Annotated in this window: 12 protein-coding genes and 2 tRNA genes; 7 read left to right on the top strand and 7 right to left on the bottom strand. The window is 70.4% G+C overall.

Translation table 11 applies throughout. The annotated features are described in order from the left end of the window. Nucleotides 1-112: 112 nt before the first annotated feature. A complete protein-coding gene (gene pepN, locus L2C96_RS37205) occupies nt 113-2674 on the bottom strand; it encodes an aminopeptidase N (protein WP_237339529.1) in 2562 nt (853 codons plus the stop codon). Between the two features lie 131 nt (nt 2675-2805). Between pepN and L2C96_RS37200 the strand changes: the two genes are divergently transcribed. After that, nucleotides 2806-3417 (top strand): mycothiol-dependent nitroreductase Rv2466c family protein, encoded by a 612-nt coding sequence (locus L2C96_RS37200; protein WP_237339528.1) that lies wholly within the window; start codon nt 2806-2808, stop codon nt 3415-3417. On the opposite strand, the gene L2C96_RS37195 is transcribed toward L2C96_RS37200, so the two are convergent. Beyond that, nucleotides 3404-4081 carry an MBL fold metallo-hydrolase gene (locus tag L2C96_RS37195; RefSeq protein ID WP_237339527.1) on the bottom strand — a complete coding sequence of 226 codons (678 nt, stop codon included), beginning with the start codon at nt 4079-4081 and terminating at the stop codon, nt 3404-3406. The genes L2C96_RS37200 and L2C96_RS37195 overlap by 14 nt on opposite strands. Further along, nucleotides 4078-4524, bottom strand: a complete 447-nt coding sequence (locus L2C96_RS37190) for a hypothetical protein (protein ID WP_372491308.1) — start codon at nt 4522-4524, stop codon at nt 4078-4080. Before L2C96_RS37190 ends, L2C96_RS37195 begins: the two co-directional genes overlap by 4 nt. 44 nt (nt 4525-4568) lie before the next feature. Between L2C96_RS37190 and L2C96_RS37185 the strand changes: the two genes are divergently transcribed. Then, a complete protein-coding gene (locus L2C96_RS37185) occupies nt 4569-5039 on the top strand; it encodes a ribose-5-phosphate isomerase (protein ID WP_017987650.1) in 471 nt (156 codons plus the stop codon). Continuing rightward, nucleotides 5039-5848 carry an Fpg/Nei family DNA glycosylase gene (locus tag L2C96_RS37180; protein WP_237339526.1) on the top strand — a complete coding sequence of 270 codons (810 nt, stop codon included), beginning with the start codon at nt 5039-5041 and terminating at the stop codon, nt 5846-5848. Before L2C96_RS37185 ends, L2C96_RS37180 begins: the two co-directional genes overlap by 1 nt. Nucleotides 5849-5893: 45 nt before the next feature. Here L2C96_RS37180 and L2C96_RS37175 read toward each other — a convergent pair whose 3' ends face one another. Both L2C96_RS37175 and L2C96_RS37170 read right to left on the bottom strand, forming a co-directional pair. Continuing rightward, the gene (locus L2C96_RS37175; protein ID WP_237339525.1) at nt 5894-6667 is read right to left on the bottom strand and encodes a hypothetical protein; all 774 of its coding nucleotides are present in this window, start codon (nt 6665-6667) and stop codon (nt 5894-5896) included. Nucleotides 6668-6712: 45 nt separating this feature from the next. Then, nucleotides 6713-7498 (bottom strand): class I SAM-dependent methyltransferase, encoded by a 786-nt coding sequence (locus tag L2C96_RS37170; RefSeq protein ID WP_237339524.1) that lies wholly within the window; start codon nt 7496-7498, stop codon nt 6713-6715. Between the two features lie 85 nt (nt 7499-7583). Here L2C96_RS37170 and L2C96_RS37165 point away from each other — a divergent pair, with 85 nt between their 5' ends. Then, entirely contained in the window at nt 7584-8453 is an 870-nt protein-coding gene (locus tag L2C96_RS37165) for an LLM class F420-dependent oxidoreductase (protein ID WP_237339523.1), read from the top strand. An 11-nt stretch (nt 8454-8464) separates the two neighbouring features. After that, a complete protein-coding gene (locus L2C96_RS37160) occupies nt 8465-8911 on the top strand; it encodes a nuclear transport factor 2 family protein (protein ID WP_237339522.1) in 447 nt (148 codons plus the stop codon). A 315-nt stretch (nt 8912-9226) separates the two neighbouring features. Here the strand turns inward: L2C96_RS37160 and L2C96_RS37155 are convergent, their stop codons facing one another. Next, the gene (locus L2C96_RS37155; RefSeq protein WP_237339521.1) at nt 9227-9913 is read right to left on the bottom strand and encodes a YdcF family protein; all 687 of its coding nucleotides are present in this window, start codon (nt 9911-9913) and stop codon (nt 9227-9229) included. Between the two features lie 24 nt (nt 9914-9937). Further along, nucleotides 9938-10008: transfer RNA gene (locus L2C96_RS37150), tRNA-Gly, on the bottom strand. A gap of 82 nt (nt 10009-10090) precedes the next feature. Here L2C96_RS37150 and L2C96_RS37145 point away from each other — a divergent pair. Together L2C96_RS37145 and L2C96_RS37140 are read left to right on the top strand one after the other, a co-directional pair. Further along, nucleotides 10091-10167 (top strand) — tRNA-Pro (locus L2C96_RS37145). Between the two features lie 281 nt (nt 10168-10448). Then, a complete protein-coding gene (locus tag L2C96_RS37140; RefSeq protein WP_202961422.1) occupies nt 10449-11177 on the top strand; it encodes an MHYT domain-containing protein in 729 nt (242 codons plus the stop codon). Nucleotides 11178-11203: the final 26 nt, after the last annotated feature.

Raw genomic sequence — 11203 nt, 5'->3', positions numbered from 1 at the left:
GGGGCGGGGGAGGTCTGGTTGGGGTAGTCGCTTGCTTTGCGTTGCCGGCTTGCGGTTGCTCAAGAGAAGGGGGCGCCGAGCTTCGCCCGGCGCCCCTTTGCTCTTCCGTTGATCAGCCCTCGTCGAATTCCCGTGCTGCCAGTGCGCGCACGATGCCGGCTCGGCCTTCCGACACCAGCCGCCGCAGGGCAGCCGGGTGGTCGCCGGCCAGCCACTCGTCCGCGGCCTGCACCGTGGCGTGTTCGACCGCCCAGGCGGGGAACAGGCCGACGACCGTGGGCTGGGCGCGTTCGCTCGACCGGCGGGACCAGACCTCGTCGATGGCGGCGAAGTAGGTGCTGACGTAGCCCGTCAGCAGGTCCTTCTGCCCGGGGTGGGAGAAGCCGCCGATGATGGCGTTGCTCATCGCGTTCGGGAGGTCGTCGTCGTAGACCGCGCGCTGCCACGCCTCCGCCTTGGCCTCCGGGGTGGGGCGCAGGGCGCGGGCGTGCTCGGCGTGGCGGCGGCCCGTCGCGGTGTCGTCCCGGGCCAGTTCCGCGTCGATCTCCTCGTCCGCCGCCCGGCCGTGCGCCACCAGCGCGTTCAGCAGGCGCCAGCGCAGGTCCGCGTCGACCACGAGGCCCTCCAGCGGGCTCGACCCGTCGAGCCAGCCTGCCAGCACGTCGACCGTCGCGTCGTCCAGGACCGAACCGGTCAGCGAGTTGACGAACGCCAGCTGGTGGTCCGAGCCCGGCTCGGCGGCGCGGGCCATCTCCAGCAGCTTCCGGGTGAACTGCGGCCACCCCTCGGCCGCCGCCCAGGACGGCTGCGCGTACGAGTTCAGCGCGGTCTGCGCCTGCAGCAGCAGCCGCTGCACGACACCGACCTCGGTCTCCGCGTGGATCCCGTGCAGCACGATCTGCAGGAAGTCCCTGGCCTTCAGCTCGGCCTCGCGGGTCATCTCCCACGCCGCCGACCAGCACAGCGTCCGCGGCAGCGGCTCGGTGATGTCGGCGATCCGGTCGACCAGCGTAGTCAGGGAACCGGCGTCCAGGCGCATCGTGCAGTAGGTCAGGTCGTCGTCGTTGACCAGCACCAGCTTGCCCGCGGGCTGCCCGACCAGGTCCGGCACCTCGGTGCGCTCGCCCTCGACGTCCAGCTCCACCCGCTGCTTGCGGACCAGCTTGCCGTTCTCCTCGTCGTAGATGCCGACCGCGATGCGGTGCGTGCGCAGCTCACCGGCGCCCGGCTTCGCGCCGGTCTGCAGCACCGCGAACGACGTGAACCGGCCATCGGCGTCGGTCTCGAACTTCGGCCGCAGCGAGTTCAGGCCGGTCGTCTCCAGCCACTGCGCGCTCCACCCGGACAGGTCGCGGCCCGACGCCTCCTCCAGGGCGCTGAGCAGGTCGGCCAGCGTCGCGTTGCCCCACGCGTGCTTGCCGAAGTACACCCGCAGCCCGGCCAGGAAGTGGTCCAGCCCGACGTAGGCCACCAGCTGCTTCAGCACGCTGGCGCCCTTGGCGTAGGTGATGCCGTCGAAGTTCACCTCGACGGCCTGCAGGTCCACGATGTCGGCCGCGATCGGGTGCGTCGAGGGCAGCTGGTCCTGCCGGTAGGCCCACGACTTCTCGATGTTGGCGAAGCTCGTCCAGGCGTGCTCGTACTCGGTGGCCTCGGCCTGCGCCAGCACGCTCGCGAACGTCGCGAACGACTCGTTCAGCCACAGGTCGTCCCACCAGCGCATGGTGACCAGGTCGCCGAACCACATGTGCGCCATCTCGTGCAGCAGCGTCTCGGCGCGCCGCTCGTAGGCGTAGCGGGTGACCCGGCTGCGGAAGACGTAGTCCTCCAGGAACGTCACCGCGCCCGCGTTCTCCATCGCGCCCGCGTTGAACTCCGGCACGAACAGCTGGTCGTACTTGCGGAACGGGTACGGCGTGGCGAACGCCTTGTGGTAGAAGCCGAAACCCTGCTTGGTCTCGGTGAACAACCGCTCGGCGTCCATGTGCTCGGCCAGCGACGCGCGGCAGTAGATGCCCAGTGGGATCGTGCCGTGCTCGTCGGTGTACTGGTCGTGCCACTCGGCGTACGGGCCGGCGATCAACGCGACCAGGTACGTCGAGATGCGCTCGGAGGTGGCGAAGACCGTGCGGGTGGCGCCCTCGGCGGTCTTCTCGGTGCTCTCCACCGGCGCGTTGGACACGACCTTCCAGTCGCTCGGCGCGGTGACCGTCAGCCGGTAGGTGGCCTTGAGGTCGGGCTGGTCGAAGCAGGCGAACATGCGCTTCGCGTCGGCCGTCTCGAACTGCGTGTACAGATACACGGCGTCGTCGACCGGGTCGACGAACCGGTGCAGGCCCTCGCCGGTGTTCATGTAGCGGCAGTCGGCCTCGACGACCAGCTCGTTGGTCGCGGCGAGGTCCGGCAGCTCGACGCCGTTCTCCTCGGTGTAGCCGGAGACGTCCAGCGCCGTGCCGTTCAGCGTCGCGGAGCGGACGGAGCCGGCGACGATGTCGACGAACGTGCTCGCGCCCGGCTTCGTGGCGGCGAACCGGATCGTTGTCTTCGAGTCGAAGCTTCTCTCGCCCGGGCCGCCGTTACCGTCCGTGAGGTCGAGGGCGATGTCGTAGGACTCGACCTCGAGCAGCTCGGCACGCTGTTTGGCTTGGTCACGGGTCAGGTTAGGGGCGGGCACAGGCACCTCGGAAACGCTCGCGGTTGTCATTCTCGGTGATCCCGCTATCCAATCATGTTCCGGCGGGGAACAAGTGCCCTCCGCGTGCTGTTGGCCCGTTTGACGGCCCAGCACCCACAGGGAGAACACTGATGACCGCAGAGCGCACACGCGTGGACTTCTACTTCGACCCCGTCTGCCCGTTCGCCTGGATCAGCTCGCGCTGGATCCTGGAGGTGGAGAAGCAGCGCGACCTCGACCTGAACTTCCGCGTCATGAGCCTCGCGGTCCTCAACAGCGGGCGCGACCTGCCCGCGGAGTACAAGGAGCTGCTGGAGAAGGCGTGGGGCCCGGTGCGCGTGGCCACGGCGCTCGCCCAGGAGAAGGGCGAGGCGATCCTGCGGGACTTCTACACCGAGTTCGGCACCCGCTACCACAACCAGGGCAACAAGGACATCCCCGAGGTCACCCGCCAGGCCCTGGAGGCCATCGGCGCGCCCGCCGACCTCGCGTCCGCCGCCGACTCCGCCGAGTACGACGACGCGCTGAAGAAGAGCCACCACGAGGGCATGGACCCGGTCGGAATGGACGTCGGCACCCCCACCATCCACATCGACGGCGTCGCGTTCTTCGGCCCGGTGCTCAGCTCGATCCCGAGGGGCGAGGACGCCGTGAAGGTGTTCGACGGCGCCCGGCTGCTGGCGAGCTACCCCGACTTCTACGAGCTCAAGCGCACCCGCACCGGCGAGCTCAACTTCGACTGAGCTCGTCGCGCTGGGCGGCCACGAAGTCCGGGCCGACCGGATCGCCGTGCCCCGGCACGATCGTGGCGGGGCGCAGGGCGAGCAACCGGTCCAGCGCCGACGGCCAGTGCGCGGGGTGCGCGTCCGGCCCGATCGACGGCGGCGCACCCTGCTCGACGAGGTCGCCGGCGAACAGCACCCCGGCGTCCGGCACGTGCACGGCCACGTCGTGGTCGGTGTGCGCCACGCCGGGGTGGACCAGCTCGACGGTCCGCCCCCCGAGGTCCAGCTGGACGCTTTCGGTGAGCAGGTGGTCCGGCAGCACCAGCCGGGCCGCCGCGAGCCGCTCGGCTTCCGGCTTGCCCGCCAGCCGGCGCACCCACTCCGCCCGGTCGGACTCGCCTTCGCGGACGAGTGCGTCCCGGCAGCGTTCGTGCGCCCACACCGGGCAGGGCAGGAACGCGGCGGTGCCGAAGTGGTGGTCGAAGTGGGCGTGGGTGATGACCACGGTCCACGGCAGCGCGGTGATCTCGCGGATCTCCGCCGCGAAGGCCGCGCCGTGGACCTCGTCGCCGCCGGTGTCGATCACCAGGCACCGCTCGGCGCCCACCACCAGACCGAGCGTCTGGTCCAGGTGCTCATAGCGGCGGGCGTGCACGCCGTCGGCCAGTTCGAGCCAGGTCACGCGGCCTCCAGGAGAACGGGGGCTGCCGTGCGTACCGCTTCGTCGCCGCTGGTGCCAGTCAGTCGAGCACCGGGTGCGGCGGAGCGGTGGTCAGGGCAATGGCGAGTTCGCCGGCCCTGGCCGGGTCCTCCGCAGCGGGGCATCGTCGCACACGCTACGGCGGTGGTGTGGCGCAGGTAGCCCACGAGCAGGGTCGCGCCGTTCGGGGACGGCAGGTCGAGCAGCCCGGGATCCGGGCCGACCGCGGCCGGCCGCGGCACCCGGCCACCACGCCAGCGCAGGGGACGGACTCGGCCGCCGCGGCCCGTCACCAGGTCCACGGTCGTGCTGAACGACAGGACGTCCACGACGATCAGCACCGCGCACTCTCGCCCCAGCTCGGCGACCCCTTCCGCACCCCACTCCAACCGCAGGTCATGCCCGTCCTGGGCGAACGCGTCCACACCCCCAGCATGCCCGGGTCCCACCCGGATGCGAGACTCCACCCGTGCGCGTCTACTTGGGATCAGACCACGCCGGCTTCGAGCTGAAGAACCACTTGGTCGAGTACTTGAAGGGCCAGGGCCACGAGGTCACCGACATCGGCCCGGCCGTCTACGACGCCGCCGACGACTACCCGGCCTTCTGCATCGAGACCGCCCGCCGAGTGGTGGCGGACGAGGGCAGCCTGGGCATCGTCATCGGCGGTTCCGGCAACGGCGAGCAGATCGCCGCGAACAAGGTGAAGGGCGCCCGGGCCGCGCTGGCCTGGAAGCCGGAGATCGCCGAGCTCGCCCGCCAGCACAACCACGCGCAGCTCATCGGCCTCGGTGCGCGCATGCACACCGTCGAGGAAGCCACCGCGATCGTCGACGCGTTCCTGTCGACCCCGCCGTCGGAGGACGAGCGGCACGGCCGCCGCGTGCAGCAGATGCTCGACTACGAGCGCACCGGCACCCCGCCGCCGCTGCCTGCCTGATGCCCGAAGGGCACACCCTCCACCGGCTCGCCCGCCTGCACCAGCGGCGGTACGCGGGCGCGCCGGTGGGCGTTTCCAGTCCGCAGGGCCGCTTCGCGAGCGAGGCGGCCCTTTTGGACGGTCAGGTCATGCTGAAGGCCGAGGCCTACGGCAAACACCTGTTCCACGACTTCGGCCCGCTCGGATCGGTGCACGTCCACTTGGGACTGTACGGGACGTTCACCGAGGCGAAACTGCCGGAAACCCCGCCGGTGGGCCAGGTCCGGCTGCGGCTGACCGGCCGGACGCACTGGACGGACCTGCGCGGCCCCACCCGGTGCGAGCTGCTGACGCCGGCCGAGGTCGACGCGATCAAGGCGCGCCTCGGCCCCGACCCGCTGCGCCGCGACGCCCGTCCGGACGAGGCGTGGCAGCGGATCTCGGCGTCCCGCACGTCGATCGCCGCGCTGCTGATGGACCAGTCGGTCATCTCCGGCGTGGGCAACGTGTACCGCGCGGAGGTGCTGTTCCGGCACCGCATCAACCCGATGGTGCCCGGCCGCGCGCTGGACCACGTGCAGTGGAAGGAGATGTGGACCGACCTCGTCGCGCTGATGCGCAAGGGCGTGCGGATCGGCCGCATCGACACCGTGGACGACGAGCACCTGCCCGAGGTCACCGGCCGCGCGCCGCGGCAGGACCGGCACGGCGGCGAGGTGTACGTCTACCGGCGCACCGGCGAGCCGTGCCTGATCTGCGGCACGCCCATCGCTCACACCGAGCTGGCCGGGCGGAACCTCTACTGGTGCCCGGTCTGCCAGGCGGCGTGAAAAAGCGGGCCGGACGTGGTGTCCGGCCCGCTGAGTGGTGAAGCGTCAGAAGCCGCCGAAATCCCCGCCGAAGTCGCCTCCGAAGTCGCCGCCCATGTCGCCGCCGAAGTCCCCGCCCGCGTCGCCGCCGGCGTCACCCATGTCGCCGCCGTCGGCTCCCGCGTCCTCCTGGCCCGCGTCGTAGCCGGACTCCCACGCCGAGGCGCTCGCGATGCCTGCCATGCCGCTGAACATCGCGCTGAACAGGAACATCGAGCCCAGGCCCCACGCACCCGCCACGAGCGCCGGCTTCCACCACGGCTCGCTGTACCAGCCCTGCGGCACCGGGCGCCCGGCCACGCGGCCACCCGGGTAGTAGTAGGGCGTGTTGTCGCCCGGGTTCGGCGACGCCTCGTAGTGCCTGCCCTCGACGTCCACGCTGCGGTGCTCGGTGACCTTGCCCGCGCGCTCGCGCTCGGCCTCCTCGGGCAGCTTGGGGCCGGGGTCCATGCCCATCGCCTCGCGCGCCGCGCGCACGTAGTAGAGGCCTTCGAGCGCGGTCTCCTTGACGAGCTTGGCCTGCTCGGCCGTCTGCGCCTGCTCCAGCTGCGAGCCCGCCGCGTTGTAGCGCTCGGACGCGTCGGCCAGTGCCTGCTTCGCCGGCTCGTTCGAACCCACGAGGTTCAGCACCTGGCCACCCAGGCGCTCGACCAGGCGCCGGGCGTCGGCCTTCGCGTCGTCGAGCTGGCGCCGCCGCGTGGCGGCCTGCGCCTTCGCGAAGTAGGCGATGCCGCCCACGATGAGGACGAGGAGCACGATCACGGTGATCGTGGTGCCCATGGCTACTCCCGGAAGTTCGGTGTCTTGAACCGGACAACGCGGGCGCTACGCCGATGGTTCCCAGCTCGCGCACAGGACGCGCACGGGCACCTCCTCGGTGAAGACGCCGCCGGGTTCGGCTTCGCGGAGCGCGGCCCGCAGGTCGGCGTCGAAACCGCGCCGGCCTGCGGCGTCGAGCTTTTCCAGCGCGCCCGCGGAGTAGAAGGCGCCGACGACCTCGTCGAGACCGAGCCGCTCGGTGTGATCAAGGCGATGTTCCCGCACCCGCGTGAACCCGGCCCGTTCGAGCAGGTCCCGGTACCGCGCGCGCTCGGCGTCGCTGCTGCCGCAGGTTGGGAAGTCCAGCGCGCCCAGCCAGCGGGTGGACACCTGCCGGATCGCCGTCGCCCACCGGGTGCGCTGCGTCCAGACCGGGGTGCCGTTGGCGATCACCGCGACGCCGCCGCCCGGCCGGAGCAGGCGGGACAGCGCCGCGAACAGCGGGCCGGGGTCCATCCAGTGCAGCGCCTGGCCGATGGTGACGAGGTCGAGACCGCCCGCGCCGAGCAGGGGCTCCAGCGCGGGCACGTCGCTGTCCGCGCCGACGACCCACACGACGTTTCCGACCTCGGCGGCGCCGGCGTGCGCGAGCATGTCGGGGGAGGGGTCCATGCCGATCACCGCGCCCGCCCTGGCGGCCATCGGCACGGTCAGCTGGCCGGTGCCGCAGCCCAGGTCGAGCACCCGGCCGAGCGGGAACTCCGCCGCCAGCAGGTCGAAGACCTCCGCCCGGTACCCGCGGCGGAAGCGGGCGTAGTCCGAGGCGACGTCGCCGGCGAATTCCTGGATCACGGTGACCAGTCTGTGAGCTGCCGGAACGAGGCCGCAAGCGGTTCCGCTCTCGACGAAAACTAGAACACGTTATAGTCTCGGTCGCATGAAGTTCACCCTCTCGGTCGCGATGAACCCCCTGGACCAGTTCACCGAGCTAGCGCGCACCGCCGAGGAGTGCGGCTTCTCCTCGATCGCGTTGCCGGACTCGCTGTTCTACTCCGAGCACGTGTCCGCCGAGTACCCGTACACGCCGGACGGCAGCCGGTTCTGGACCGCGGACACGCCGTGGGCCGACCCGCTGGTGGCGGTCGCGACGATGGCGGCGGTGACCGGGCGGATCGAGTTCTACACGTCGGTGCTCAAGCTCGGCTCGCGGAACCCGGTGCTGCTCGCGCGGCAGGTCGGGTCGGTCGCGGTGCTGTCCGGCAACCGGTTCGGGCTGGGGCTGGGCGTCGGCTGGTCGCCGGAGGAGTTCGAGTGGTGCGGCGCGCCGTACGCGAAGCGCGGCAAGCGCGTGGACGAGGCGATCGAGGTGCTGCGGCTGATCCTGGACGGCGGGATGGTCGAGTACCACGGCGAGTTCTTCGACTTCGACAAGCTGCAGATGAGCCCGGCGCCGTCGGAGCACGTGCCGTTCTACATCGGCGGGCACACCGAGGTGGCGTTGAAGCGCGCCGCGCGGGTCGGCGACGGCTGGTCCTCGGCGATGATGAAGTTCGACGACCTGCGCTCCACGATCTCGCGGCTCGCGGAGCTGCGTGCCGAGTACGGGCGAGCCGACGTGCCGTTCGAGATCCAGGCGGTGTGCATCGACCGGTTCGGCCTGGACGGCTACCGCGAGCAGGCGGAGATCGGCGTGACCGACATCGTCACGCAGCCGTGGGTGTTCGACGGCATCGGCTTCGGCGATCCGGTCGGCCCGAAGAAGGACGCGATCCGCAAGTTCGCCGACGAGGTCATTTCCCGGTTCTGAGGGGGCGTGTCATGGGTGTTCAGGTGTGCTGGGACGTCGAGGCCGAGCAGCCGCCGGCCCGGGTCGCCGCGTGGCGGTCGATGAACGCGACCTGCCGCGGCGCGAAGGACGAGTGGCTGGCGTTGTTCGCGCCGGACGCGGTGATCGAGGACCCGGTCGGCAAGTCGATGTTCGACGAGGAGGGTCGCGGGCACCACGGCCACGAGGGGATCGCGGCGTTCTGGGACCTGGCGATCGCGAAGGTCGAGCGGTTCGAATTCGTGATCAAGGATTCGTTCGCGGCGGGCGACGAAGTGGCGAACGTCGGGACCATCACGACGTACTTGCCCGGCGGGTACCGCGTCGACACCGAGGGCGTGTTCGTGTACCGGGTGGGTGAGGACGGGCTGGTCCGGTCGATGCGGGCGTTTTGGGAGACCGAGCGGGCGATGGCGACGGCGCGGCAGGTGGGCGGGTAAACAGTGGGCGCACGTTCGTAAGCCGTGTGTTACCGGCGGTGTGGCTGGTGTTCGCCGTGTGCCGGTGTTCGCCACGATGCCGCGCATGCACGGCAGATCGCCTTTGGAACTGTGCGTCTACTGGGGCTGGCTCCCCGACAGCGACGCCGGAGCCACCCACTGGGTCTCCCCGGCGCGCGACTACCACCCGAGGACCGGGCTGCGGTCGAACTGCGGGAGGCGCTGCATCCCGTCCGAGAGAACCCACGCGTGGCGCAAGCTGCCCCGGTGCCGGGAATGTGTGTCGTCGCTGGCTGCTGCTGATCGGGCGCGGGGCTAGACCAGGCGTTTGGTGAACCCTGCGGCTATGAGGCGCTGCAGGGCACTGTGGACGTTCGCCGGGAAGGGTTGGGGGATCGCGAAACCCCGCTCGGCGTAGAGGGTGATCCGTTGCGTGTCGCCGACCAGCATGTTGATCACCCGGTCTTCGTCGCCGATGGTGTGCAGGTGCTCGTCGAGCGTTTGTGGTTTGGCGGCGCACACGACGTCCACGTCGGGCCACAGCTTGCGGCAGGTCGCGTAGGCGCGGCGCTGCTGGTAGGGGCGCGAGACGAGCGTCACGGACCGGATGTCGAGGTCGGCGAGCAGCCGGCGGGTGAAGGTGATGTTCTCGCCGGTGTTGGTGGCGCGGGTCTCGAGCCGGATGGCCGCCGCCGGCACGCCGCGGGCTCTCGCGTGCTCGCCGAAGTGGACGGCCTCACCGCGCGGGAACAGGTCGACCGTGGTGGGCGCGTTGGCGCCGGTGAAGACGACGAGCGGAAACCGGCCGGCGTGGTACAGCTCGGCGGTGTGGTCGGCGACCCCCAGGTCATGACTCCCGAGCCCCACCCCGACATCCGTCCGCCGCGGCTCGTGGTCCAGGTGGTGGTAGCGCCAGAGCGTCTCGACGTCGGCGCGCAGGTGGTCGTCCACGGTCCCATCAAACCCGGCCGGTCCAGTGCCGCGAAGCGCCGCTCGTTGCATGCTTTGACCTGCGAAGACAGTGAGAGCGGGCGACGGGAATCGAACCCGCACCACCAGTTTGGAAGACTGGGGCTCTACCATTGAGCTACGCCCGCATGCACCCGCATCGTACGGGCGCGTCTGCGAGTCTAGCGGCTCGCGCTAGAGTGATCGCACCGCCCCGGCCCTGGGGCGAACCGGGATGTGGCGCAGCTTGGTAGCGCATCCGCTTTGGGAGCGGAGGGTCGCAGGTTCAAATCCTGTCATCCCGACCACCATCGACCGGCCGGTCGCCCGTGTGGCGGCCGGCCGGAGTCGTGTCCGGCGGCGGGCACCGCGTCCGGCAGGCGCTTATTTTTCGTCACCGCCATCCTGAATTGTGTTCAACACGATTTCGTGAGGCATGAACAGAACCTCAGTGCGCCGCGTCAGGTGTTTACCTCGGTTACCTACTTCGCAGTACCGTTGAGATTTCCTCCTCCTTCACTTACTGTCCTCCAGCAGACCTGGGGGTGGTGCTTTTTTCCAACGGTGAACGAAGGACAGAATGGGCTCGATGACGGAATTGACGTTCGGCTGGATCACGCCCGTTCTGTCGTACGTCATGGCGTGCGTGGGAAGCGCACTCGGTCTCCGCTGCATGGTGCGAGCGCTTTCCGCGACCGGCCGTTCCCGCCGCCACTGGCTCGTCAACGGCGCCATGGCCATCGGCACCGGGATCTGGACCATGCACTTCATCGCGATGATGGGGTTCGGCGTCACGGGCAGCGAGATCCGGTACGACGTCCCGCTCACGGTGCTCAGCCTCCTGGTCGCCATCGCGGTCGTCGGCATCGGCGTGTTCGCCGTGGGCTACCTCGCTTCCAAGACCCTCGCCGTGCTCGTCGGCGGCGCCGTCGCCGGCCTGGGCGTCGCCGCGATGCACTACATCGGCATGGCCGCCATGCGGCTGTCCGGCAACGTTTCCTACGACCCCGGCGTCGTCACGCTGTCCGTCGCGATCGCGGTCGCCGCCGCGACCGCCGCGCTCTGGGCCACCCTCAACATCCACGGCAAGGCCGCCGCGGTGGGGGCGTCACTCGTGATGGGCGTCGCCGTCAGCGCCATGCACTACACCGGAATGGCGGCGGTCAGCGTCGAAGTGCACGCCGGGCATTCCGTGACCAGTGGCGCCACCCCCATGCAGTTCGTGTTCCCGCTCACCGTCGTGCTGGGTTCCTACCTCTTTCTGACCTCCGCGTTCGTCGCGCTTTCCCCGGGTCCGCAAAAAGAACTGACGACCTGAGCGAACCGCGAACGAATTCCGCAATG

This window comes from Amycolatopsis tucumanensis (assembly GCF_021654135.1).
In the GTDB taxonomy this organism is placed as follows: Bacteria; Actinomycetota; Actinomycetes; order Mycobacteriales; family Pseudonocardiaceae; genus Amycolatopsis_E; species Amycolatopsis_E tucumanensis.
The sequence above is the reverse complement of the archived record's forward strand: the minus strand, read 5'-3'. Positions and strand labels throughout refer to the sequence as shown.